Raw genomic sequence first — 22,739 nt, forward strand, 5'->3', positions numbered from 1 at the left:
CCCCCGCAGGGAGGGGAGGGTTTCGAGCGTGCATGGCTCTCACGCCGGCACGCTGCGCGGGGTGTAGACGAACGGTCGCTCGCCGTCGCCGCGCGGGATCAGCCGGGTCGCGGATGCGCCGATGATGACCAGCGTCGCCATGTCGGCCGACGCCTCGCGGGCCTCGGCCAGGGTCAGCACCCGGATCGCCTCGTCGGGGCGCGACACGGCGCGGGCGAGCATCACCGGGGTGCCGGGCGCCCGGATCTCGGCGGCGAGCCCCAGGGCGGCACCGAGCTGCCAGGGTCGCGCCGAGGAGATCGGGTTGTAGAGGGCGACGACGAAATCGGCCCGCAGCACCGCCTCCAGCCGGGCGGTGATGACCGGCCAGGGTTTCAGGTTGTCCGACAGCGACAGCGCGCAGAAATCCCCGCCCAGCGGCGCCCCGAGGCTGGCGGCGGCCGCGAGCATGGCGGTGATGCCGGGCTCCACCCGGATGTCGAGGCGGCGCCAGGCCGGATCGCCCGCCTCCACCGCCTCGAACACGGCCGCGGCCATGGCGAAGACGCCGGGATCGCCCCCTGAGACCACCGCGACGCGGCGGCCGGAGGCGGCGAGTTCCAGGGCCTGGCGCGCCCGGTCGACCTCGACGCGGTTGTCGGAGGCATGGCGCACGAGGTCCGGCCGCTCGGGCACGCGGGCGACGTAGGGGATGTAGCCGATCAGGTCCTGTGCCTGCGCCAGCGCATCCTGCGCCGCCTGCGTCAGCAGGCGGGGGTCGCCGGGGCCGAGGCCGATCACCGTGACCGAGCCGGTCACGGCCGGCGGCCCTCGCCCGGCACCAGCACCATCGAGAAATAGGGGGCGACGTCGTCGGGCTTCTCGGCCAGGGCCACGACCTTCTCGCCGGCCATCGTCCCGCGTTCCACGTAGACCGCACGCTCGAGGAGACCGGTCTCGGCGAGCGCGCGCCGCACCTTCGGCAAATGGCGGCCGAGCTTCATGATGACGGCGGCATCAGTGATGCCGAGCCGTTGCACCAGGGCGTCGTGGGGGAGGGTGGCGGGCAGGATGGTGAGGACGTCGTCGCCCCAGGTGATGGGGGTGCCCGCCCGGGTCCAGCAGCCCGACATGCCGGTGACGCCGGGCACCACCTCCACCGGGAAGCGGTCCTTCAGCCGGCGCCAGAGGTGCATGAAGGAGCCGTAGAAGAACGGATCGCCCTCCGACAGGATCGCCACGTCGCGGCCCAGGCTGAGATGGTCGGCGAGGCGCCCGGCCGCATCATCGTAGAAGTCGGCGAGCGCGGAGACGTATTCGGCGTGATCGGGCGGCAGTTCGGTGGTGTAGGGGTAGACCAGCGGGAACTCGCGGGCGGGGTCGCGCATCACCGCATCGGCGATAGTGCGGGCGTTGCCGCGCTTTCCCTTCTTGCAAAAATGCACGAGCACCGGCGCCTGCGACAGCACATTCATGGCGCGCACGGTGAGGTAGTCCGGGTCGCCAGGCCCCATGCCGACGCCGAACAGCGTGCCGGTGGTGACGCTGCGCGGGGCCGCCCGCGGCTCGTCGGGCAGGACCGAAGGCCGCTCGGTCGCGTCCATCACTCGACCTCGCAGGCCAGCGCGTTGATCGCGGCCGCCGTCATGGCGCTGCCGCCGCGCCGGCCGTGGACGACGACGAAGGGCACACGGCCGTCGCGCGCCAGGGCGTCTTTGGATTCCGCCGCGCCGACGAAGCCGACGGGGATGCCGATGACGGCGGCCGGCGGTGCGATGCCTTCGTCGAGGAGTTCGAGCAGCCGGAACAGGGCGGTGGGGGCGTTGCCGACGGCTACGATGCTGCCGGGCAGGTGCTCGCGCCACAGCTCCATGGCGGCGGCGGTGCGGGTGGTGGCCATCTCGGCGGCCAAGCCCGCCACGCGTGGATCGCTCAAGGTACAGATCACCTTGTTGTCGGCGGGCAGGCGCGACCGGGTGACGCCGTCGGCGACCATGCGCACGTCGCACAGGATCGGGGCGCCCCGCTTTAGGGCATCGGCACCGGAGTCGGCGAAATCCTCCGAGATCGCCACGTCGGCGGGCAGGTCCGTCATGCCGCAGGCATGGATCATCCGCACCACCACCCGCTCGGCGATGCCGTGGAAGCGGGCGAGATCGGCCTCGGCGCGGATCATCGCGAAGGAGCGGGCATAGATCGCCTGCCCGTCGCGCAGGTAATCGACGCGCGAATGGGTCGGCGCGGTCATGGCTGAATCCTGAAAGCCCGTTCGAGGGGAAGGGCCGGGTCGGCCCTCCTTAGACGCTCCAGCGCCGCCTCGAAAGTCAGTTGCATCGCCGGCAGGTCGGAGGGCGCGCCGCCGATCACGATGCCGTAGAGGCCGCCGTTCCCCACCAGGGTCAGGTCGGCCGCCTGGGGATGGGCGCAGCCCTTGGCGCAGCCCGAGACATGCCCCCGCAACCCGCGTGCCGCGAAGGGGCCGAACGCCTGCGCCAGCCGCGCCGCGTGGTCGAGGGTGGGGGTGGAGCCCGAGGCGCAGGCCGGCGCGCCGGGGCAGGCGGCGACGGCCCCGCGCGGATCGTCGGGCTCGGTGACGAAGCCGGTCAGGACATCGCGGGCCCGGCGCAGGGCGCCGGCATCCGTGCCGGCGAGGGCGAAGCCCCGGGTGGGCGAGAGATGGATGTCGCTGCCCAGGGCCTTGGCCGCGTCGGCGAGCCGATGCAGAGCGCCGGAATCGCAGCGGCCGAAGGGCGCGTCGAGGAGGAGGGCGGTGCGTCCGTCGCCGAGGTCGCCGATCCCGCAGCGGAGCCTCGGCGCGGCGGCTGCGGGCGTCGCCACGGCCGTCGGGCGGAGGTCGGCGATCAGCCGACTCCTCTCGCCCGCCGGGAGGTCCCGCATCCGGCGCACTCCACTGGCGGCCAGGGTCCGCAGCGCAAGGCCCGCCACTTCCAGCGGCTCGGCCGCCGTGAACCATTCGGGGCCGTCAGGGCCGGCCAATGCCATTGCGATCCGGAGGGCTCGCCTCTCCGCGACGGGTGCAGTAGCGTCGTTGAGAACGCAGAGGCGGATGTCGGCCTCACCGTCTCCGGAGCCCACGAACGCCACGTCCTCCACGCTCACCAGCGCCTTGGCCGGCAATCCCGGGATGGCGAGCCCGATCGCCTCGATCGCCCGCGCGAGGTCCCTCACCGCCTGCCCCGCCAGGGGCGCCGTCAACGTCAGCCGCTGCGGACCGCCGTCGCTGCGCATGTCGCCGAGGCCGGCGTCGTCGAGGAAGGCGGCCAGCGGTGCCCGCGTGTCCTCGGTGACGCCGCGGATCTGCAGGTTGGCGCGGGCGGTGACGTCGACATGGCCGTTGCTGAACCGGCGTGCGCCCTCCGCCACCGCCCGCGCCTGCGCCGGCGTCAGGATCCCGAGTGGCGGGTGGACGCGGGCCAGGAGTCCGTCGCCGGTGGGCATCGGCCGGGACAGGCTCGGGCACCAGCCGCGCCGGCTCGGTGCCTGCGGCAGCGCGCGGCGGGCGGTCATTCGGCCGCCTCGGGCAGGATCGCGGCTGTGGCCGGCATCAGTTCGTCGGCGGCCATCGCGTTGCGGCGGGAGAGCCAGAGACCGCGGTTGCGGGCCTCGTCGAAGCGTTCGAGGATCGCGCGGGTGGCGGCCGGGTTGGCGGCGCGCAACTGCGTGAAGGTCTCGTCGTCGGCGATGAGGGCGCCGTAGAGCCGGTCGAGGTCGGCGTGCGCGACCGCGTCGGTGGTGGCGGCCAGGACGAACACCGCGTCGACCCCCTGCGCCAGTTCCTGGGCGCCGCGGTACCCGTGACGCAACTGCGCCGCGATCCAGGCCGGATGCGCGAGCTTGCCCCGGATCAGCCGCGCCGCATCCTCGCGGGCGGTGCGGGCGCGCGGCGTCTCGGGTTTCGAGACGTCGAGGCTGTAGAGGGCGGGCTGCGCACCTTTGAGGGCGGCGGCGGCGGCGAACCCGCCCATCGCCTCCACCGCGGCGTCCCCATCGAGCAGGTCGCGCTCGGCGACGTCGAAGGCGTGGACATAGGCGTCGGCCTTGGCGACCCGGTCGGAAAAGCCGTCGTCCGGGGCGTCTTCGGCACCGCCATAGGCATGGGTGGTGGCGTCGAGATAGGCGCGGCCGAGGTCGTCGCGGTGGTCCCAGGCGCCGTCGAGGGCGCGCTCGCCGGCCCCGGCCCCGTAGCGGCCGGGCGCGCCACCGAAGATGCGCGCGGGGGCCTCGCCGCGGCGCCGGGCGGCGGCGAGCGGGTTCTCGTCGTCCTCTTCCTCCCGGTCCGCCACCGCGCGGGCGGCCCTGTCGAGGAGCGCCAGCGTCTCGGGAAAGGTGTCGCGAAACGCGCCCGAGACCCGCACCGTCACGTCGATGCGCGGCCGGTCGAGCATGGCGAGCGGCAACACCTCGAAGCCGGTGACGCGGGTCGAGGCATGGTCCCAGGTCGGGCGCACCCCCATCAGGGCGAGCGCGTGGGCGATGTCCTCGCCGCCGGTGCGCAGGGTGGGCGAGGCCCACAGGTCCATCACGATGCGGGCGGGGTATTCGCCCTCGTCCTGCAGGTAGCGCAGCACCACCGCCGCGGCGGCCCTGGTGCCGAGCAGGGTGGCCGACCGGGTCGGGAGCGCGCGCGGATCGAGGGTGGTGAGGTTGCGTCCCGTCGGCATCACGTCGCTGCGCCCGCGCGAGGGCGAGCCCGCCGGTCCCGGGGCAACGAAGCGGCCGTCGAGGGCGGCGAGCAGCCCCGCCCGCTCGGCCGTCGCGCAGGCCGCCACGGCCTCGCTCGCCTCGGGCGCCGCCTGCCCGAAGACGTGGAGCCCGTCGCGGGTGGTGACTTCGGACAGGTCGCACAGATGCGCGTCCAGCGCGGCCAGCGCGTCGGCCATCGGCGTGTCTGCGTCGATGCCGGCCCCCGCCAGCAGTCCGGCGCTCTCGGCCTCCTCGAGGATCGTCGCGCTGAGGATGGCGGCCCGGCGCGGGTCGAGGACGCTGGCGCCGGCGTATTCCTCCACGAGTTCGCGCAAGGTCGCGGCCTCCGGCGTCAGGCCCGCCTCCACCGTCTGCGGCGTGAGATGGCCGAGCGCGATGCCGCCGAGCCGGCGCTTGAGCGGAGCGGCCTCGCCGGGATCGTCGACGATGAAGGGATACACCACCGGCAGCGCGCCCACCGCCAGGGCCGGCCAGCATGCGGGCGAGAGCGCCACGGCCTTGCCCGGTAGCCATTCGGTGGTGCCGTGGGTGCCCAGATGGATCAGCGCGTCGAAGCGGGTGCGCAGGCCGAGGTGGAACGCGAGGTAGGCATGGGTCGGCGGCTCGTCGGGGTCGTGGTAGCCGGCCTTGCGATCCGCCGACCGGCCGCGGTCGGGCTGGAGGAAGACGGTCAGGCCGCCGCGGGGCGTCGCCGTCCCGAGGGTCGGCCCCGGCCGGGCGCCGGCGTCGACCGAGCGGAACCGGAACGCACCGTGCGAGCACGACGGGTCGTCGGCCGGCCTGCCCCAGCGGGCGTCCAGGGTCGCGCGCAGGGTATCCGGCAGCCCGGCGAGCCAGGCCTCATAGGCGGCCAGCGGGACGGCGATGTCGGGCGGGCCTTCGGTGAGGCCGTGCATCAGGGCCTCGGCGTCGGGCAGGTCGCCGACCGAATAGCCCTCCAGCCGCAGGGTCGCGGCGATGGCCCGCGCGCTCGCCGGGGTGTCGAGCCCCACCGCGAAGCCCGCCCGGCCGCCGCGGGCGGGATAGTCCGACAGGACGAGGGCGAGGCGCCGGTCGGGTCGCGGCCTGCGGGCGAGGCCGATCCAGGCCGCCGCCCGGTCGGCCAGCGCCGCGATGCCGGTCGCATCCGGCCGGGCCCGGCGCTCGCCGAACCCCTCGACCTCCGGCGCCTCTTCCTTGAACGAGATCGGGAAGCCGGACAGGCGTCCGTCGAACTCCGGCAGCGCCACCTGCATCGCGAGGTCCGAGGCGCTCAGGCCCCGGGCGGAGGCCGCCCAGGCGTCCCGCGGGGCACCGATGGTGAAGGCCTGGATCACCGGGCAATCGGCCGCGTCGAGGACGAAGTTCCGGTCCTCGCGGGCCGAGAACGCGGTGGCCGCCACGATCACGTCGGGCTTGTGCCGGGCGATGGCCTCGCGCAGCGGCGCCAGTGCGTCGGGGTCCTTGAGGCTCGACACCGCCACCGCGAGGGATGCGATGCCGCGCGCGCCCAGTTCCGAGGCCAGCACGGCGGCCGGCCCGCCGTCGCCGCCGAGGATCGCGGAGCGGTAGACCAGCAGCAGCGCCAGGGGCGGCGCGCCCTGGGAAAGCTCGGCCAAGGGGCTGCGGCCGACGTCGCGGGCATGCTCGAAGGACACGGGGCCGCAGCCGGGGCAGCACAGGAAGCCGCGGGGCAGCGGCTCCGGCGGCTGCGCGGTGATCGACCAGCCGATCTCGGCCGCGACCCGGCGCAGCATCCGGCGCTGGTTGGCACCGCCGCCCGCCCGGAAATAGGCGTCGAGGGTTCCGGCCACCTCGGGCGCGACCGTGGAGAAGGCGTCGAGCCGGGAATCCGGCCTGTCGTCGCCCGGCAGCACCGCCAGGGCGACGCCGTTGGCACGGGCGGCGGCCGCCGCCCGCTCGACGCCGTAGCGCCAGTAGTCGAGGCCGCCGAGGCAGCGGATCACCACCATCCGCGCCTTGGCGATCACCGCATCGACGTAGAGGTCCACCGACATCGGGTGGCGCAGCCGCGCGAGCTTGGCGAGGCGCAGGGTGGGGAAGCCCCCTCGCGACTCGGAAGCTTCTGCCGCATGCGCGGCCGCCACGCCGACGAGGTCGGAATCGGTGAACGACAGGAAGACGATGTCCCCGGGCGCCTGCCCGAGGTCGATCGCCGCCTCGCCCTCGTCGAGGGAGACCGTGTCGATGCGGATCAGATGCATGGCCGGCTCGAGCGGACGGGCCGGGCGTGGCACCCGGCTCCTCGTCCTGCATGCGGCGCGGCCGGGCGGGAGAGGCGGCGCCGTCGTAGAGGTCGGCGACCGCCCAGCCGATGCCGAGCCCGTCGATCGAGATCGAGCCCGGCACCACGCGCCTCGACCCAGGTGCCGGCACCGTCGCGCGACCACGGCGTGACCTCGGCGCCGCGCGCGCCGCAATCGACGCCGGCATCCGGGCGCCGGATCCGTCCGGCCAGCGTCTCCACGCTGCCGTCGCCGGTGAAGGGATGCCAACCGCTGCCGCGCCGGACGTCGCGCAGCACGGCGACGATGTCGGCGTGGACGTCGCGGGCGCCGGCCACGAGCCCGCAGCAGTCCGCCTGGCGTTCCTGCCAGGCGAAGACCGCTTCGATGCTCATCGGCTGCGTGCTGCGATCCAACATCCCGACAACGTGTCCATCACGGCCATGACCCTCAGCGGGCTTCGCGAAAGCGGTCACCGGTCTTGCGCCGAAAACCTGCGACGGACCACGAACCTGAGCAGGGTGAGGCGTCGGCCTGCCGACGCGAACCCGCTTGGACGAGGCCGACCCTATCCCGCCAGCGCGGCGGTGACCGCGTCCCGGTCGAATCCCTTGAGGCCGATCACCACCAGGCGCCCGTCGCGGGGCTCGTTGCCGCGCCAGGGCCGGTCGTAGTGGTGACTGACGCGGGTGCCGACGCCCTGGACCACGAGGCGCATCGGCTTGCCGGCGATCTCGGCAAACCCCTTGATGCGCAGGACGCCGGCGGTCTCGGTGGCGCGGGCGACGCGCAGGGCGAGGTCGTCGGCGCTGGCGCTGGCCCGCACCGGGATCGCCACCGTGTCGAAGTCGTCGTGGTCGTGGTCTTCGCCGTCGCCGTGGTGCGAGGGGCGGGAGGCGAGGTCGTCCTCGGCCGCGGCACCGAGCCCGAGCAGCACGGCCGGGTCGATGCGGCCGTGCTCGGTCTCGACCATCTTCACGGCGCGCGGCAGGTGGCGCTCGATCTCGGCGCGCACCGAGGCCCGGCCGGCCTCGTCGAGGAGGTCGGCCTTGTTCACGATCACGAGGTCGGCGCAGAGGAGCTGGTCCTCGAACACCTCTTCGAGCGGATTGTCGTGGTCGACGCTGGCGTCGTCCGCCCGCTGCGCCGCCAGTGCGGCCGGATCGTCGGCGAAGAACCCGGCGGCGACGGCAGGCCCGTCCACCACGGCGACGACGCCGTCGACGGTCACCCGTGAACGGATCGCCGGCCACTGGAACGCCTGGACCAGGGGTTTGGGCAGCGCCAGGCCGGATGTCTCGATCAGGATGTGCTCGGGCGGATCGGCCCGGTCGAGGAGCTTGTTGAGGGCGGGCACGAAGTCGTCGGCCACCGTGCAGCAGATGCAGCCGTTGGCGAGTTCTACGATGTCCTCGTCGCCGCAGCCTTCGATGCCGCAGGCCGCCAGGAACGACCCGTCGAAGCCGATGTCGCCGAACTCGTTGACGACGATGGCGAGGCGCCGGCCGCCGGCGTTCTCGAGGATGTGGCGCACCAGTGTCGTCTTGCCGGCCCCGAGGAAGCCGGTGACGATGGTGCAGGGAATTTTTGGCACGATGCTCATTCGGCGGCGTCCGAGAGGGGGTGGCCGCCGGGTGGCGGGAACGGCGGGATGCGGGCGACGACGCCCTTGCGAAAAACCTCCGGCCGCGCCTTCCACGGCACGATCCCGTCCGGCGTTTCGGCGTAGAGCCCGAGGCCGTCGAGGATCGTCCGCGCGGACGACACCGGGTCGAGGTCGCCGTAGACGTAGGTCCAGCGGCCTTGCGAGGCCACCGCGACGGTACACGGCCGCTTGCAGACCGAGAGGCATTCGACGCCCTCGACGCGGACGATGTCGGTCGCGGCGGCCTCCCGCAGGGCCGTCAGCAGCCGGGCGCCGGCGCGCGGCTCGGTGGCATCACCCGCCGTGCGGCAGGTGGTGCAGACGTAGAGGACGACCTCAGCCACGGGCGACTTCCGGTCGGCCGCGGCCGAAGGTCGACCAGGCGTAGGCGAAGGCGAGCCCGATCACCGCCCAGAACACGAAGGCGATCCCCAGCGAGCGGGCGGCGAACTGCGCCGCGTATCCCGCCGGCAGGGCGGAGGCCGTGTGGTCGGTGTCGGGCGCGCCGGCCAGGTGCGGCGCGACGATCAGCACCAGCCCGCCCAGGATGGTGATCGGCACCCTCCGGATCGCGATGAGGTAGAGCCCGACCGCCGTGGCGAGCGCCGTCATCACCCACCACATCTGGCGCGTCTCCAGGGGAGCGGCCGGCATGCCCGGAAGCTCCGGCGGCAGCCCGAGGGCGGGCGCGAGGGACACCGCCAGGAAGCCCGCGACGGCGAACCCGAGGCTCGTCTCCACCGTCGGCTCGCGGCCGCAGGCGAGCAGGACCGCACCGAGCAGCAGGGCGTAGCCGACGCCGCCCACCAATGTGGCCAGCCCGGTGAAGGCCATGCGCTGGAAGCCGGGCGCCGGCTCCCAGGCGGTGTCCGCCTGCCCCGTCGCCGAATGGCCGTCGCCATGGGCGTGGACGCGCACGACGAGGGAGGTCGGAGCCTCGTGGGAGGCCTGCGTCTCGTAGCGCTCGGCGGCGAGGATCAGCGGCGAGGTCAACGTGAGCTGAAGCCCCGTGGCCACGACGGCCGCGAGGAAGCCGGCGACCAGGGCCGCCGACAGGAGTCGGATGATCATGGGAATGCTGCCTTCAACGGTCCCTGAGGGGACGGCCTAGTGGCAGGGGAAGTTCTGCGCGTGCCGGAAATCGTGGGCCGCGTTGTGCAGCGTCATCGAGGGGGCGAAGCCCGCCATGAAGACGAGGCCGAGGCCGAGGAAGGCGGCCACCAGGACGGCGCCGAGGCGCTCGGTGGTGCGGGTGCCGGCAAGGGTCAGCGTGCTGGTCGACATCGTGTCACGGTCTCCGGCCGCCCCGCCGGCGGCGTTCGAGGAAATGCGGGTGGACGGCAGGTCTCCTGGCTCGCGGGTCTCGCATGCCCACCGCCTTCCCGGATCGCTCCAGTGGCCGATGGCAGGCACGTCGCCGCTTACAGTTGCGGGGGCAGCCGCGGCATCGAGGGTGTCCCCTCTCACCGCATTCCCTTTTCACCCCGTCGCCGGGGCACCGTCCATCTCGCCTTCTACGCTTCCGCGCCGCCGCTTACAACGCGCCCCCGGCCGTATTCGCGCTTCTTTGACCGGCGCGGCCGGTTTCGGGTTAAGGAGCGTCGATGCGGCAGGCTCTTTCACGGATGACGTTGGTGCTGGGCGGTGCCCGCTCGGGCAAGAGCGCCCATGCGGAGGGCCTGATCGAGGCCTGTCCGGCGCCGTGGCTTTACCTCGCCACCGCCCAGGCCTTCGACGACGAGATGCGCGAGCGGATCGCCCTGCATCGGGAGCGGCGCTCGTCGGAGTGGACGACGCGCGAGGCGCCCATCGATCTCCCGGAGGCGGTGGCGGCGGCCGCCGGCCCGGTCCTGGTCGATTGCCTGACGTTGTGGATGACCAACCTGATCCTGTCGGAGGCCGATATCCCGAGGGCCGTTTCGGCCCTGGTCGAGGCCTGCACGGCGGCGCCCGGCCCGGTCGTCCTCGTCGGCAACGAGGTCGGCCTCGGGATCGTGCCGGACAACGCCCTGGCCCGCCGCTTCCGCGACGAGGCCGGGCGCCTGCACCAGCGTCTGGCGGCGCGCGCCGACCGTGTGGTCTTCATGGTGGCGGGCCTGCCGATGATCGTGAAACCGCAAGCCGGAGCCGATACATGACCGACGACGAGACCCGCCATCGCGAGAAGATGGAGAAGCGCAAGGCCGTCCAGGACGCGGAGGTGGCCGAAAAGACGATCGAGAAGGGGCTCCTCATCGTCAACACCGGCCCCGGCAAGGGCAAGACCACGGCGGCCCTGGGGCTGATGCTGCGGGCACTCGGCCATGGCTGGCGGGTCGGCGTCGTCCAGTTCATCAAGGGCGCCTGGGACACCGGCGAGAAGCACGCGCTCGGGCCCTTCGGCGACCGCATCGCCTGGCATACGCTGGGCGAGGGCTTCACCTGGGAGACGCAGGACAAGGCCCGCGACATCGCCGCCGCCGAGCACGCCTGGGCCAAGGCGCTCGACCTGATGGCCGATCCGACCATCCGCCTCGTCGTCCTCGACGAACTCAACATCGCCCTGCGCTACGACTACCTGCCGCTGGCCGAGGTGATCGCGGCCTTCCAGGCCCGCCGGCCCGACCTCCACGTGATCGTGACCGGCCGCAACGCCAAGCCGGCGCTGATCGAGGCCGCCGACCTCGTCACCGAGATGACGGTGGTGAAGCACCACTTCTCGGCCGGCGTGAAGGCACAGGCGGGAATCGAATTCTAGATGCGGCGGATCGTTGCCGGGGCGTTCGCCCTCCTCGTCGTGGTGGACACGCCCGGCGTCCGTTCGGAGCCGGGCGGGCCCTGGCCCGACAGCTACCTCGGCCGGGTCGAGGCGACGGCGGTGGTCCAGACCCTGAACGCCCGCCTGCTCGCGGCCCGGAGCGCCACCACGACCCTCGAAAGCTGGTGCGCCGAGCACGGCATGGCATCGCGCCCGGTCCTGGCGGCGCGCCTGGAGCGCGGCGTCGACGTGCCTGCGACGCCCGAGACCCGCCAGCGCCTCGCCATTGCCCCCGACACGCCCTTGCGCCACCGGCGCGTCCGCCTCGCCTGCGGCGACCACCTCCTCTCCGAGGCGGACAATTGGTACGTGCCCGAGCGGCTGACGCCGGAGATGAACCGCCTCCTCGACACCACCGACACGCCGTTCGGCCGTGTCGTCCAGGCGCTCGGCACCACGCGCCAGACCGTGGCGGCCGACATCCTGTGGCGGCCGCTGCCGGAGGGCTGGGACCAGGCGCCCGTGCCGCCCACGACCTGCGCGATGCTGCCGATCCCCGAGCGCCTGTTCAGCCACCGTGCGGTGCTGTTCACCGCCGAACGGGTGCCCTTCTCCGAGGTGGTCGAGACCTACGGTGCGGCGATCCTCGCCTTCCGCCGGGCCGAGCGTCCGACCGATCCCGCCTGTGCCGGGACGCCCCGATGAGACGCTCGCACAGGCTTTTACGCCAGCCCGCTCCACGCCACGTCCAGGCATCCCCGGCTCCGACCCGATGAGAACCCCGACCCCCGCCATCATGATCCAGGGCACCGGCTCGGACGTCGGCAAGTCGCTGATCGTCGCCGGCCTGTGCCGTGCGTTCGCCAACCGTGGGCTGAGGGTGCGCCCGTTCAAGCCGCAGAACATGTCGAACAACGCCGCCGTCACCGCCGACGGCGGCGAGATCGGGCGGGCGCAGGCATTGCAGGCCCGCGCCGCGCGGGTGGCGCCCTCCGTCCACATGAACCCGGTCCTCCTCAAGCCCCAGAGCGAGACCGGATCGCAGATCGTCGTGCAGGGCCGCATGGTCGGGCAGGCGGCGGCGCGGGACTACCAGGCCTGGAAGCCGCGCCTTCTCGCGTCGGTGCTGGAGAGCTTCGCGCGCCTGGGAGCCGAGGCCGACCTCGTCGTCGTCGAGGGCGCCGGATCGGCCTCGGAGGTCAACCTGCGCGCCGGCGACATCGCCAACATGGGCTTTGCCCGCGCCACCGGCGTGCCGGTGATCCTGCTAGGGGACATCGACCGCGGCGGCGTCATCGCCAGCCTCGTCGGCACCCAGGCGGTGATCGCGCCCGAGGACGCCGCGATGATCCGCGGCTTCATCGTCAATCGGTTTCGCGGCGACCCGAGCCTGTTCGCCGACGGCATGGCCATCGTCGCGCGGCGCACCGGCTGGCCGTCCTTCGGCCTCGTGCCGCATTTTCCCGCCGCCGCCCGGCTCCCGGCCGAGGACATCCTCGGTCTGGCCGGTTCGGCGCCGGGCGCGGGCAAGCGCGTGGTCGCGGTGCCGGTGCTGCCGCGGCTCGCCAATTTCGACGACCTCGACCCCCTGCGCGCCGAGCCCAGCCTCGCCGTGGTGCTGGTGCGGCCCGGCGAGGCCATTCCGGGAGATGCCGATCTCGTCCTGCTTCCGGGGTCGAAGACCACCATCGCCGACCTCGACGTCCTGCGCGAGCAGGGCTGGGACATCGACATCCGCGCCCATGTCCGGCGCGGCGGCCGGGTGCTCGGCCTGTGCGGTGGCTATCAGATGCTCGGGCGCACCATCGCCGACCCGCACGGGATCGAGGGGACGCCGCGGTCGGTGCCCGGCCTCGGCCTCCTCGACGTCGAGACGGTGATGACACCGCTCAAGCGTCTCGAGCGGGTGACGGGCGTCACCCTGCCCGATGGCGTCCCGTTCTGCGGCTACGAGATGCATGTGGGCGAGACCGCCGGCCCCGACACCATCCGGCCGTTGATCCGCTTCGCGGACGGGCGCCAGGACGGCGCGGTCTCGGGTGACGGACGCGTCTGCGGAACCTACGTCCACGGCCTGTTTTCGGACGACCGCCAGCGCGCGGCCTGGCTCGCGCGCCTGGGCACCGTCTCGAGCGGAGAGGGCTACGAGGCCGGAATCGAGGCGGTGCTCGACCGGCTCGCCGCGCATATCGAGGCTCATGTCGATTGCGACGCCGTGCTCGCCGTCGCGAACGCCCGACCCTGAAGGGATGACCCGCATGCCTCGCTCCGTCCTGACGGGTGTCGTCGCGATCCTGATCGCGACCCCGGCGCTTTCCGTCGACGATCGCTGGACCGCCGGGTTCGGTCAGGGCACCGCGGAGGCCAGCATCCGCAGCCGGACCGGCAGCATCTTTCGGGTCTTCTGCGGCGGCGGGACCGGCGGGCGGCGGATGGGGGTCGTCCTCGAAGGCCTGGCGCAGACGGCGCCGAAGGGACGGCCCCTGGACGTCCGGGTCGTCGTCGACGGCCGGACCTTTCCCTTCGCCGTGACGGACGGCTACGGCGCCGTCGACGCGCGGGGTGGGCGCTTCGCCCTCGAGGCGATGGCCAAGGCGATGCTGGCGAGCAAGGCCGCGCGCTTCACCATCGCCTATCCGACCCTCGACAAGGCCGAAGATTATTCGTTGAGCAACGTGGGCGACGCGCTGGGCGAGGGCCGGAATACCATCGTGACGCCCTGCCTGTAGGGGCTGCCGGTCGGGCCTGCCGGGATCAGGCGAGAGCCACAATGGCGGCGAGCGCGGCGAGGCCGAACAGGATGAGGCAGGCGCTGCGGTAGAGGGCGAGGGCCCGCTCCACGTCGGCCGGGCCCGCCTCGGCCCGGCCGTCGCCCATCCAGGCGTCCTCGACCCTCACGGCGCCGTAGACCCGCGGTCCGGCCAGGCGCAGGCCGAGCGCGCCGGCCATGGCGGCCTCGGGCCAGCCGGCGTTGGGCGAGCGGTGGCGGCCGGCATCGCGGCGCAGGGCACGCCAGGCTCCGGTCGCCGAGGCGTCGCGGTGGCAGGCCGCCGCGGCGACGATCAGGCCGGCGGAGAGGCGCGAGGCCGGCAGGTTGACGAGGTCGTCGAGGCGGGCCGAAGCCCAGCCGAAGGCCTCGTGGCGCTCGGTGCGGTGGCCGATCATGCTGTCGGCGGTGTTGATCGCCTTGTAGAGGGCGCCGCCGGGCAGGCCGCCGACCCCGATCCAGACCGCCGGCGCCACGATCCCGTCGGAAAAGTTCTCGGCCAGGCTCTCGATGGCCGCGCGGCAGACCCCGGCTTCGTCGAGGCTCTCGGGATCGCGACCGACGATCATCGCCACCGCTGCGCGCCCGCCGGGAAGCCCCTCCCGCCGGATTCCCTGCGCCACCCGTGCGACGTGCTCGTGGAGGCTTCGCTGCGCCGGCAAGGCGGCGCAGGCGATTCCCGCGAGGACGATCCCGGCGACCGGACCGGCGAGACCGAGGAGCGTACCGACCGCCAGCGCGATGCCGCCGACCACGGCGATCAGCACGAGGAGGCCGAGCACGCCGGCCAGGCGCCGCCGGCGGGCGCTTCCCCGGTTCAGGCCGACGTCGAGGGCGCCGATCAGCCGGCCGATCCAGGTGACAGGATGGCCGAGCGCCCTGTAGAGCCCGTCCGGATAGCCGGCGGCCGCCTCGACGGCGAGGGCGACGACCAGGATCGGAAGCGTGTCGGGCGGATGGGCGAGGACGGTCCAGGGCATTCTGCGGCGGAACACTCTCTGATGGGGGAAGGCACGCGAATCGCCCACGGCGGCGATCTCGACGCGGCCCGGCGCCTGTTTCCCGCAGGCCCCGAGCCGTGGGTCGATCTGTCCACCGGCATCAACCCGGTGCCCTATCCGTGTCCGCCGCTGGAGGCCAGCGCCTTCACGCGGCTGCCGTCGGCCGCCGAGCTGACCGCCTTGCGGAACGCGGCGGCCGACGCCTACGGCGCCGATCCGGCGACGGTGGCGGCGGCGCCGGGCACGCAGATCCTGATCGAGACCTTGCCGCGGCTGCGCGCTCGATCGCGGGTCGCGGTGCTGTCGCCGACCTATGCCGAGCATGCGGCGGCCTGGACCCGCGGTGGTCATCACGTCGTCGCGGTCGCCGACCTGTCCGGCGCCGAGGGCTGCGATGTCGTCGTCGTCGTCAATCCCAACAACCCCGACGGACGCATCGTGCCCGCCGGCGATCTCCTGGCCACGGCCCATGCCCTGGGGCGCCGTGGCGGCCTCCTCGTGGTGGACGAGGCCTTCGCCGACTTCGAGCCCGCGGGCTCGTTGTGCGCAGAGGTCGGCCCCGGGCTCGTGGTCCTGCGCTCCTTCGGCAAGACCTATGGGCTCGCCGGCCTGCGCCTCGGTTTCGCCCTCGCCGAGCCGGCGCTGGCCCTTCGGATCGCCGAAGCCCTCGGACCCTGGGCGGTGGCCGGCCCGGCGCTCGCCATCGGCCGCACCGCGCTCCGCGACAGGTCCTGGCGCGAGGCGGCCCGAGCGGCGCGCGCGGCCGATGCCGCCCGCCTCGACCGCATGATCGGCCGGGCCGGGGGGGTGGTGGTCGGTGGGACCAGCCTGTTCCGCACGGCGGATTTCGAGGACGGCCCCGGCGTGTTCCGGCGCCTCGGGGAGGCGGGCATCTACGTGCGCCGGTTCGAGGCGATGCCCCATCGTCTGCGCTTCGGCCTGCCGGCCGACCGGGGCGAATGGTGCCGGCTCTCGCGCATCCTGCGGTGAGGACCGCTACGCCTCGACCGGACGCCGCGGTTCGACGATCGCCACCAGCAGTCCGGCCCCGGCCAGGGCGATCCCGACGGCGCAGACGCCGGACCAGCCGTAGCTGAGGAAGGCCTGCGAGCCGGCCAAGGCGCCGATCGCCCCGAACAGGAAGATGCCCGTGAACAGCACCGTGTTGATGCGTCCGCGCGCGCCCGGCACCAGGGCATAGGCCCGGGTCTGGTTGGCGATGAGGGCGGCGTTGATGCCGATGTCGATGAGCAGCACGCCCACCGCCACCGCGACGAGCGACCCGGTGCCGGCCAGCCACAGCACCGCGAAGGCGGCCATGACGCAGACGCCGCCGGCGAGCACCACCGGGCGCGCCCCGCGCCGGTCGGTGAAGCGGCCCGACAACGGCGCCACCACGGCCCCGCATACGCCGATCACGCCGAACAGGCCCGCCCCGGCGGCGGTGAGGTCGAAGGGCGGCGCCTCCACCAGGAGGGCCAGGGTCGCCCAGAAGGCGTTGAAGCTGGCGAACAGGAACGCCTGGCACAGGGTCGCGCTGCGCAGCACCGGCTGGGTGCGCAGGAGGTCGAGGATCGACAGCATCAGGGCGCGGTAGCGCAGCGGGGCGGTCTGGGGTGTCCTCGGCAGGGTCGCCGCCGCCACCGCCGCGATGGCGAGCGCGACCCCGCAGGCGGCGAAGAACACGATGCGCCAGCCGAACTGCGCCCCCACGAACCCGCTGATGGTCCGGGCGAGCAGGATGCCGCTGAGGAGCCCGGTCATGACCTGGCCGACGATGCGGCCGCGGCTGGCATCGGGGGCGAGTTCCGCCGCGAAGGGCACCGCCTGCTGCGCCGCGGAAGAGAGGAAGCCGATGACGAGGCAGGCGCCCACCAGCATCGCCAGGGAGGTGCTCAGGGCCGCGGCCAGCAGGGCGACGCTCAGGCCGAGCAACTGCCAGATGATCAGGCTGCGCCGTGGCAGGCTGTCGCCCAACGGCACCAGCCCGACGATGCCGAGGCCATAGCCGATCAGGGAGGCGGCGGGCACCAAGAGTGCCGCCCGTTCGCCGAACTCGGCCACGAGGAGGGCCAGCAACGGCTGATTGTAGTAGATGTTGGCGACGGCGCCGCCCGCGATCAGCGTCAGGCCGAATCGCGTCCTGGCGGTGAAACCGTGCCGGACCGGGGCGGCGCTCGGCGCCCGCCCGGGGTCGTCCTTGGGCGATGGGGTGTCCATGGGATGTCGGTGCCCGCCTTGGTTCGGTCGCGGCGGGGTACGCGTCCTGGCCGGCACGAACAACCCGCGCGCGCGGAGGGCCGAGGCTGCGGACCGCTCATGGAGCCGGACTCGTCATGAACTAAGCCTCGCCATGGAGCCGGACTTGTCGATCGATTTGACACAACCCATATAGGTTGTGTTGTCGATCACTGATCGAACGGCCCGGCCCCCGCCATCCAGTGCTTGGCAGGTGGCCGGTCATCGCGTTTCATGGACGGGATACGTCGTGTCGCGCTGATGTGTGGTTTGCGTCACCGCGTGTCCCGTTCGTCCGAACCATGGGGTTTGCCATGCCGAGCTACCGTGTCGCTTTCGCCAGGGAGATCATGGGCGTTCCGTTCACGATCGGATCCGTGGAGATCGCCCGGGCGCGGGATGCGGGCCGTGCGTTGCGCGCGGCCGAAATCCGGTTCGCCCGCCAGCACGGCATTGACGATTGGCGCCTGCGGGCCGATTGCGCCCGGATCGAAGGCCTCGCGGGCGGGCACCGCTGACCCCGCCGGCCACGGTCGCCGCCGCGGCTTGAGACTGGCCCTGGCACGCGAGGCATCCTAGAGTGCGATGCCGGTCGGACACCCTCTTCCGTCGTGGTCGGCATCGCTCCAGGGGTGAAGGCTCAGGCGACTCGGCATGGCGGCGATCTCCTTCTTCGGCGACCTCATTCAGACGATCAGCGATCGCGGGCGCGACCTGATCGGTTTCGGGCGGGGCGATCTCGCCGCCCGGGCCAACGCCATCGAACTCGTCGGCTTGTGCGAGGATCTGATCTCGCGGCGCGGCGAGGCATCCGGTGTCGCGCTCGCGCGCCTGATCCTCGAACGCTACGCCACCCTGTCTCGCGAGGAGCGCGGGACGTTCCTGCGCCTCGTGGCCATGGAGTTCGGCGCCGATCACACCGGGATCGAGGACGCGATCGCGACGTACCGCGCCAATCCGACGCGGGCGGCCCTCGGCGTCCTCCACAAGTCCGCCGAGCCGCGCAGCCAGGAACTGATCCGGCGCCTTAACCTCGCCCGCGACGGCACGCTCGCCCTGGTGCGGATGCGCGAGGACCTGATGACCCTGCGCCGCGACCTGCGCTCGGCCGGTGACGACCACGCCCTGATCGAGGCGGCCGACAGTCTCGACAACGATTTCGAGCACCTGTTCGCGTCCTGGTTCAACCGCGGCTTCCTCGTCCTGCGGCACATCGACTGGACGACGCCGGCGCACATCCTCGAGAAGATCATCCGCTACGAGGCGGTGCACGAGATCGCCGGCTGGGACGACCTGCGCCGCCGGATCGAGCCGCAGGACCGGCGCTGCTTCGCCTTCTTCCATCCGGCCCTGGTCGACGAGCCCCTGATCTTCGTGGAGGTGGCGCTGACCGCCGGCATCGCCCCGGCGATCGCGCCGATCCTGGCGCACGACCGCCAGGCATTGCCGCTGCGGGCGGCCAACACCGCCATCTTCTACTCGATCTCGAACTGCCAGAAGGGCCTGGCCGGCGTCACCTTCGGCAACTTCCTGATCAAGCAGGTGGTGGAGGACCTGGCCCGCGACATCCCAAGCCTCAAGACCTTCGTCACCCTGTCGCCGGTGCCGGGTTTCGCCAAATGGCTCGACCGCGAGCGCCGGGCAGAGGCGCCGCTCAGCCTCACCCGCGAGGACGTCGAGGCCCTGCGCCTGCTCGACGCCCCGGATTGGGCCACCGACAAGACCAAGTCCGAGGCGGTGCGCAAGGCGCTGCTGCCGGCGGCCGCCGCCTACTTCCTGCGGGCCAAGACCGATCGCGCCCGCCCCGTCGATCCGGTCGCCCGGTTCCACCTCGGCAACGGCGCCCGGCTCGAACGCATAAACTTCCTCGGCGACGTCTCGGGCAAGGGGCTGGCGCAATCCTATGGCCTGATGGTCAACTACCTCTACGACCTTGCCGCCATCGAGAAGAACCACGAAACCTACGCCAACCTCGGCACCGTCTCGGCGTCCAGCGCCGTCACCCGGGAGTTGCGCGCCAACCTGCCGCCGCCGCGCGCCGTCGCCCTCGCGGAGGCCTGAGTGCCCCGCGTCGGGACCGCCGGTCTCAATGAGTCAGCATCGCCGCCCATGAGCCAGACCCTGTTCGACCTCGTCCGCGCGAACCTGCCGGCCGATCCCGCCGCCAAGACGGTGATCGAGACCGGCGAGGGCACGCGCTACAGCTATGCCGATCTCGTCGCGCGGTCCGGCGCCTATGCCGCAGCCCTGGTCGGTCTCGGCGTGGGGCCCGGCGACCGCGTGGCGGTGCAGGTCGAGAAGAGCGCCGAGGTCGTGTTCCTCTATCTCGGCGCCGTGCGGGCCGGCGCGGTCTTCCTGCCCCTGAACACCGCCTACACCGCCGCCGAGGTGGCGTATTTCCTCGCGGACGCCGAACCCGCCCTGTTCGTCTGCGATCCGGCCCGGCGCGAGAGCCTGGAGCCGGTGGCCACCGCCGCCGGCGTCGGCCGCGTGACGACCCTCGACGCCTCCGGACGCGGGGCCATCGCCGAGGCGGCGGACGCGGCCGATCCCGACTTCGCCGACGTCGCCCGCGACCCCGACGATCTGGCCGCCATCCTCTACACATCCGGCACCACCGGGCGCTCCAAGGGCGCGATGCTGACCCATGCCAACCTCGCCTCGAACGCGGTGACCCTGGCGCAGACCTGGCGTTTCGACGCCGACGACGTGCTGATTCACGCCCTGCCGGTGTTCCACACCCACGGCCTGTTCGTGGCGACCAACGTCGTGCTCGCCAGCGGCGCCGGGATGATCTTCCTGTCGAAGTTCGACGCCAAGCAGATCCTCGCCCTGATGCCGCGCGCCACCACGATGATGGGCGTGCCGACCTTCTACACCCGCCTCCTCAAGGAGCCGGGCCTGACGCCCGAGGCGACCGCCGCGATCCGCCTGTTCGTGTCGGGCTCGGCGCCGCTCCTCGCCGAGACGCACCGCGACTGGCAGGCGCGCACCGGCCACGCCATCCTCGAACGCTACGGCATGACCGAGACCAATATGAACACCTCCAACCCCTACGAGGGCGACCGCATCGCCGGCACCGTGGGCTTGCCCCTGGACGGGGTCGCCGTGCGGGTGGTGGACCCCGAGACCGGGGCGCACCTGCCGGCCGACGCCGTCGGCATGATCGAGGTCAAGGGCCCCAACGTGTTCAAGGGCTACTGGCGCATGCCGGAGAAGACGGCGGCCGAGTTCAAGACCGACGGGTTCTTCATCACCGGCGATCTCGGCAAGATCGACGCCCGCGGCTACGTCCACATCGTCGGGCGCGGCAAGGACCTCATCATCACCGGCGGCTACAACGTCTACCCGAAGGAGGTCGAGAACGAGATCGACGCCCTGCCCGGCGTCGTCGAATCGGCCGTGATCGGCCTGCCCCACGCCGATTTCGGCGAGGGCGTCACCGCCGTCGTCGTGGCCCGGCCGGATGCACCCGGCGAGGCGGAGATCCTGCGCACGCTGGAGGGGCGGCTCGCCCGCTTCAAATGCCCCAAGCGCATCCTGTTCGCCGACGAACTGCCGCGCAACGCCATGGGCAAGGTCCAGAAGAACCTCCTGCGCGACACCCACGCGGGGCTCTACCGGGGCTGACCGAAAACCGGTATCTGCCTCGAGCGCGGATGCGGGCCTGCCCACCGCACCGTTCTGCCCCGAGGCAGGGCGGGCGCATGCCCCCGTCGATCCCGGTTGCCCCATGTCATCGCCCCCTCGACCCGAAACCCGCCCCGAGACAGCCGCGGCGTGGCTCTGGACGGGCGTGATGGGCGTCGCCCTCATCGGCCTGGCTGCGGCCTCCCTCCGCGCCAGGGGCGGCGCCGATCCGGCGCGTGCGAGGCCCGGGCCGCCGCAGCCCGAGGGGGAGGGCGCCCTGTCCCTGAGCGGCAGCGAGGCGCGCAGCGTGGCCGCCGCCGAGGTCCATCGAGGACGGGCGGCCAGGACCCCCGCCGAGATCCCGGCCTCGGGCTGGAAGGACATCGGCTACCGGGTCTTCGTCGAGTTCAACAAGGACCGTGTGCTGTCGGTGGCCGGCGGCGTGACCTTCTACACCCTGCTGTCGCTGGTGCCGGCCATCGCGGCGCTGGTGAGCTGCTACGGCCTGTTCGCCGACGCCAACGTGATCAACGAACACGTCTCGGCGATGCAGGGCGTGTTGCCGTCGGGGGCGGTGGAGATCGTCGGCGAGCAGATCAAGCGCATCGCCAGCAAGAGCAACGAATCCCTCGGGCTGACCTTCTTCACCTCGCTCGTTCTGTCGGTGTGGAGCGCCAACGCGGCGGTGAAGGCGATCTTCGACGCCCTCAACATCGTCTACGAGGAAGAGGAGAAGCGCTCCTTCGTGATGCTGAACCTGCGCTCGCTGACCTTCACGGTGGGCGCCCTCGTCTTCGTCATTTTGGCGCTCACCGGGGTGGTGGTGCTGCCCGTCGTCCTCACCTTCGTCGGCTTCGGCGAGAACGCCTGGCTTCTCGCCCAGCTGCGCTGGCCGGCGATGCTGGTGGTGCTGCTGGGCGGCCTCTCCCTCCTCTACCGCTACGGCCCGAGCCGCGAGCGGGCACGCTGGCGCTGGGTCGGCACCGGCAGCGTGGTGGCCGGCGTCCTCTGGCTCGTCGCCTCGATTCTGTTCTCCTGGTACGTGGCGGGCTTCGGCAACTACAACGAGACCTACGGCTCGCTGGGAGCGGTGATCGGCTTCATGACCTGGATCTGGATTTCGGTGACGATCGTCCTGCTCGGGGCCGAGATCAACGCCGAGATGGAACACCAGACCGCGCGCGACACCACCACCGGCCCGGAACTGCCCATGGGGCTGCGCCAGGCTCGCATGGCTGATACCTTGGGCGCCGCCACCTGACGGTTTTGGCCGCGCCATCTCGAAGACGACGGCCCTGCGCCCCATCTCATGGGCGAGACAACGAGGGGAGGGCACCATGAGCGATACCGCCGAGGGGACCGGAATCGATGCGACGGTCATCGAACGGACGGACGCCGAATGGCGTCGCATCCTGACGCCGGAGCAGTACCGCGTCCTGCGCGAGCACGGCACCGAGCGCGCCGGGACGAGCTGCCTCAACGCGGAGAAGCGCCCCGGCACCTTCCACTGCGCCGGCTGCGACCTGCCCCTGTTCCAGACCGGCACCAAGTTCGAGTCCGGCAGCGGCTGGCCGAGTTTCTTCGACCCGATCGAGGATGCCGTCGAGACGCAGGTCGACCGCAGTCACTGGATGACGCGGACCGAAGTCCACTGTGCCCGCTGCAAGGGCCACCTCGGCCACGTGTTCGACGACGGCCCGGCCCCGACGGGCCTGCGCTATTGCATGAACGGACTCTCGCTGCGCTTCGAACCCAACGCCTGACGCAGGGGATCGGAGACCGCCAAGGCCCT

At 72.6% G+C, this 22,739-nt stretch carries 23 protein-coding genes and 1 riboswitch; of the genes, 11 read left to right on the plus strand and 12 right to left on the minus strand.

The genetic code is table 11. From position 1 onward, the window contains the following. Nucleotides 1-39: 39 nt before the first annotated feature. From cobJ to ASG59_RS15910, 10 genes are all read right to left on the minus strand, one after another. Nucleotides 40-798, minus strand: coding sequence for a precorrin-3B C(17)-methyltransferase (gene cobJ, locus ASG59_RS15865; protein WP_056280199.1), 759 nt, complete (start codon nt 796-798; stop codon nt 40-42). Continuing rightward, a complete protein-coding gene (locus tag ASG59_RS15870; protein ID WP_056280195.1) occupies nt 795-1,583 on the minus strand; it encodes a precorrin-2 C(20)-methyltransferase in 789 nt (262 codons plus the stop codon). Before ASG59_RS15870 ends, cobJ begins: the two co-directional genes overlap by 4 nt. Further along, nucleotides 1,583-2,227, minus strand: coding sequence for a precorrin-8X methylmutase (locus ASG59_RS15875; RefSeq protein ID WP_055878748.1), 645 nt, complete (start codon nt 2,225-2,227; stop codon nt 1,583-1,585). Before ASG59_RS15875 ends, ASG59_RS15870 begins: the two co-directional genes overlap by 1 nt. Continuing rightward, complete coding sequence (locus ASG59_RS15880) at nt 2,224-3,507, minus strand: hypothetical protein (RefSeq protein WP_056409999.1); 1,284 nt, start codon at nt 3,505-3,507, stop codon at nt 2,224-2,226. The genes ASG59_RS15875 and ASG59_RS15880 overlap by 4 nt, the downstream gene beginning before the upstream one ends. After that, nucleotides 3,504-6,908 (minus strand): cobaltochelatase subunit CobN, encoded by a 3,405-nt coding sequence (gene cobN, locus ASG59_RS15885; RefSeq protein WP_056410095.1) that lies wholly within the window; start codon nt 6,906-6,908, stop codon nt 3,504-3,506. The genes ASG59_RS15880 and cobN overlap by 4 nt, the downstream gene beginning before the upstream one ends. Further along, on the minus strand, nt 6,899-7,405 hold the full coding sequence (locus ASG59_RS15890) for a hypothetical protein (RefSeq protein ID WP_210168513.1): 507 nt from the start codon (nt 7,403-7,405) through the stop codon (nt 6,899-6,901). Before ASG59_RS15890 ends, cobN begins: the two co-directional genes overlap by 10 nt. 92 nt (nt 7,406-7,497) lie before the next feature. Continuing rightward, nucleotides 7,498-8,532, minus strand: a complete 1,035-nt coding sequence (gene cobW / locus ASG59_RS15895; protein WP_056410004.1) for a cobalamin biosynthesis protein CobW — start codon at nt 8,530-8,532, stop codon at nt 7,498-7,500. Then, entirely contained in the window at nt 8,529-8,918 is a 390-nt protein-coding gene (locus ASG59_RS15900) for a DUF1636 domain-containing protein (protein WP_055878736.1), read from the minus strand. The genes cobW and ASG59_RS15900 overlap by 4 nt, the downstream gene beginning before the upstream one ends. Continuing rightward, a complete protein-coding gene (locus ASG59_RS15905) occupies nt 8,911-9,645 on the minus strand; it encodes a CbtA family protein (protein ID WP_055878733.1) in 735 nt (244 codons plus the stop codon). The genes ASG59_RS15900 and ASG59_RS15905 overlap by 8 nt, the downstream gene beginning before the upstream one ends. Before the next feature lie 36 nt (nt 9,646-9,681). Continuing rightward, the gene (locus ASG59_RS15910; protein WP_055878730.1) at nt 9,682-9,858 is read right to left on the minus strand and encodes a CbtB-domain containing protein; all 177 of its coding nucleotides are present in this window, start codon (nt 9,856-9,858) and stop codon (nt 9,682-9,684) included. 37 nt (nt 9,859-9,895) lie between these two features. Continuing rightward, a riboswitch (cobalamin riboswitch) is annotated at nt 9,896-10,092 on the minus strand. Between the two features lie 86 nt (nt 10,093-10,178). Between ASG59_RS15910 and cobU the strand changes: the two genes are divergently transcribed. The 5 genes from cobU to ASG59_RS15935 all read left to right on the plus strand — a co-directional run bounded on the left by cobU (nt 10,179) and on the right by ASG59_RS15935 (nt 14,040). Beyond that, entirely contained in the window at nt 10,179-10,712 is a 534-nt protein-coding gene (gene cobU, locus ASG59_RS15915) for a bifunctional adenosylcobinamide kinase/adenosylcobinamide-phosphate guanylyltransferase (RefSeq protein ID WP_244475729.1), read from the plus strand. Then, nucleotides 10,709-11,311 (plus strand): cob(I)yrinic acid a,c-diamide adenosyltransferase, encoded by a 603-nt coding sequence (gene cobO, locus ASG59_RS15920; RefSeq protein WP_055878723.1) that lies wholly within the window; start codon nt 10,709-10,711, stop codon nt 11,309-11,311. The genes cobU and cobO overlap by 4 nt, the downstream gene beginning before the upstream one ends. Further along, the gene (locus ASG59_RS15925) at nt 11,312-12,016 is read left to right on the plus strand and encodes a hypothetical protein (RefSeq protein ID WP_082494264.1); all 705 of its coding nucleotides are present in this window, start codon (nt 11,312-11,314) and stop codon (nt 12,014-12,016) included. A 91-nt stretch (nt 12,017-12,107) separates the two neighbouring features. After that, nucleotides 12,108-13,556: a cobyric acid synthase gene (locus ASG59_RS15930; RefSeq protein WP_056410007.1), complete on the plus strand. Its 1,449-nt coding sequence runs from the start codon at nt 12,108-12,110 to the stop codon at nt 13,554-13,556. A gap of 13 nt (nt 13,557-13,569) precedes the next feature. Continuing rightward, on the plus strand, nt 13,570-14,040 hold the full coding sequence (locus ASG59_RS15935) for a hypothetical protein (protein ID WP_156399273.1): 471 nt from the start codon (nt 13,570-13,572) through the stop codon (nt 14,038-14,040). A gap of 25 nt (nt 14,041-14,065) precedes the next feature. Here the strand turns inward: ASG59_RS15935 and cbiB are convergent, their stop codons facing one another. Beyond that, nucleotides 14,066-15,058 carry an adenosylcobinamide-phosphate synthase CbiB gene (gene cbiB, locus ASG59_RS15940; protein ID WP_056410014.1) on the minus strand — a complete coding sequence of 331 codons (993 nt, stop codon included), beginning with the start codon at nt 15,056-15,058 and terminating at the stop codon, nt 14,066-14,068. 21 nt (nt 15,059-15,079) lie between these two features. Here cbiB and cobD point away from each other — a divergent pair, with 21 nt between their 5' ends. Beyond that, nucleotides 15,080-16,069, plus strand: coding sequence for a threonine-phosphate decarboxylase CobD (gene cobD / locus ASG59_RS15945; protein ID WP_056410016.1), 990 nt, complete (start codon nt 15,080-15,082; stop codon nt 16,067-16,069). A 6-nt stretch (nt 16,070-16,075) separates the two neighbouring features. Here cobD and ASG59_RS15950 read toward each other — a convergent pair whose 3' ends face one another. Beyond that, nucleotides 16,076-17,299, minus strand: coding sequence for an MFS transporter (locus tag ASG59_RS15950; protein WP_082494263.1), 1,224 nt, complete (start codon nt 17,297-17,299; stop codon nt 16,076-16,078). 332 nt (nt 17,300-17,631) lie between these two features. On the opposite strand from ASG59_RS15950, the gene ASG59_RS15955 reads away from it, so the two are divergent. From ASG59_RS15955 to msrB, 5 genes are all read left to right on the plus strand, one after another. Then, entirely contained in the window at nt 17,632-17,835 is a 204-nt protein-coding gene (locus tag ASG59_RS15955; protein ID WP_055880989.1) for a hypothetical protein, read from the plus strand. A 136-nt stretch (nt 17,836-17,971) separates the two neighbouring features. Beyond that, a complete protein-coding gene (locus ASG59_RS15960; protein ID WP_056410018.1) occupies nt 17,972-19,378 on the plus strand; it encodes a malonyl-CoA decarboxylase in 1,407 nt (468 codons plus the stop codon). Nucleotides 19,379-19,426: 48 nt separating this feature from the next. Beyond that, nucleotides 19,427-20,947 (plus strand): malonyl-CoA synthase, encoded by a 1,521-nt coding sequence (locus ASG59_RS15965; protein ID WP_056280170.1) that lies wholly within the window; start codon nt 19,427-19,429, stop codon nt 20,945-20,947. Between the two features lie 169 nt (nt 20,948-21,116). Next, nucleotides 21,117-22,208: a YihY/virulence factor BrkB family protein gene (locus ASG59_RS15970; RefSeq protein ID WP_082523825.1), complete on the plus strand. Its 1,092-nt coding sequence runs from the start codon at nt 21,117-21,119 to the stop codon at nt 22,206-22,208. Between the two features lie 76 nt (nt 22,209-22,284). Next, nucleotides 22,285-22,710, plus strand: coding sequence for a peptide-methionine (R)-S-oxide reductase MsrB (gene msrB / locus ASG59_RS15975; protein ID WP_056410020.1), 426 nt, complete (start codon nt 22,285-22,287; stop codon nt 22,708-22,710). Nucleotides 22,711-22,739 lie beyond the last annotated feature (29 nt).

Origin of the sequence: Methylobacterium sp. Leaf466 (assembly GCF_001425565.1) — a bacterium.
GTDB lineage: Bacteria > Pseudomonadota > Alphaproteobacteria > Rhizobiales > Beijerinckiaceae > Methylobacterium.

Coding starts and splice junctions, on each gene's coding strand:
- ASG59_RS15960 (WP_056410018.1), top strand. CDS start 17,972: ATGGCGGCGATCTCCTTCTTCGGCGACCTCATTCAGACGATCAGCGAT.
- cobN (WP_056410095.1), bottom strand. CDS start 6,908: ATGCATCTGATCCGCATCGACACGGTCTCCCTCGACGAGGGCGAGGCG.
- cobW (WP_056410004.1), bottom strand. CDS start 8,532: ATGAGCATCGTGCCAAAAATTCCCTGCACCATCGTCACCGGCTTCCTC.
- ASG59_RS15870 (WP_056280195.1), bottom strand. CDS start 1,583: ATGGACGCGACCGAGCGGCCTTCGGTCCTGCCCGACGAGCCGCGGGCG.
- cobO (WP_055878723.1), top strand. CDS start 10,709: ATGACCGACGACGAGACCCGCCATCGCGAGAAGATGGAGAAGCGCAAG.
- msrB (WP_056410020.1), top strand. CDS start 22,285: ATGAGCGATACCGCCGAGGGGACCGGAATCGATGCGACGGTCATCGAA.
- cbiB (WP_056410014.1), bottom strand. CDS start 15,058: ATGCCCTGGACCGTCCTCGCCCATCCGCCCGACACGCTTCCGATCCTG.
- ASG59_RS15935 (WP_156399273.1), top strand. CDS start 13,570: ATGCCTCGCTCCGTCCTGACGGGTGTCGTCGCGATCCTGATCGCGACC.
- ASG59_RS15930 (WP_056410007.1), top strand. CDS start 12,108: ATGATCCAGGGCACCGGCTCGGACGTCGGCAAGTCGCTGATCGTCGCC.
- ASG59_RS15965 (WP_056280170.1), top strand. CDS start 19,427: ATGAGCCAGACCCTGTTCGACCTCGTCCGCGCGAACCTGCCGGCCGAT.
- ASG59_RS15950 (WP_082494263.1), bottom strand. CDS start 17,299: ATGGACACCCCATCGCCCAAGGACGACCCCGGGCGGGCGCCGAGCGCC.
- ASG59_RS15910 (WP_055878730.1), bottom strand. CDS start 9,858: ATGTCGACCAGCACGCTGACCCTTGCCGGCACCCGCACCACCGAGCGC.
- ASG59_RS15905 (WP_055878733.1), bottom strand. CDS start 9,645: ATGATCATCCGACTCCTGTCGGCGGCCCTGGTCGCCGGCTTCCTCGCG.
- ASG59_RS15970 (WP_082523825.1), top strand. CDS start 21,117: ATGGGCGTCGCCCTCATCGGCCTGGCTGCGGCCTCCCTCCGCGCCAGG.
- cobU (WP_244475729.1), top strand. CDS start 10,179: ATGCGGCAGGCTCTTTCACGGATGACGTTGGTGCTGGGCGGTGCCCGC.
- ASG59_RS15875 (WP_055878748.1), bottom strand. CDS start 2,227: ATGACCGCGCCGACCCATTCGCGCGTCGATTACCTGCGCGACGGGCAG.
- ASG59_RS15925 (WP_082494264.1), top strand. CDS start 11,312: ATGCGGCGGATCGTTGCCGGGGCGTTCGCCCTCCTCGTCGTGGTGGAC.
- cobD (WP_056410016.1), top strand. CDS start 15,080: ATGGGGGAAGGCACGCGAATCGCCCACGGCGGCGATCTCGACGCGGCC.
- ASG59_RS15880 (WP_056409999.1), bottom strand. CDS start 3,507: ATGACCGCCCGCCGCGCGCTGCCGCAGGCACCGAGCCGGCGCGGCTGG.
- ASG59_RS15955 (WP_055880989.1), top strand. CDS start 17,632: ATGCCGAGCTACCGTGTCGCTTTCGCCAGGGAGATCATGGGCGTTCCG.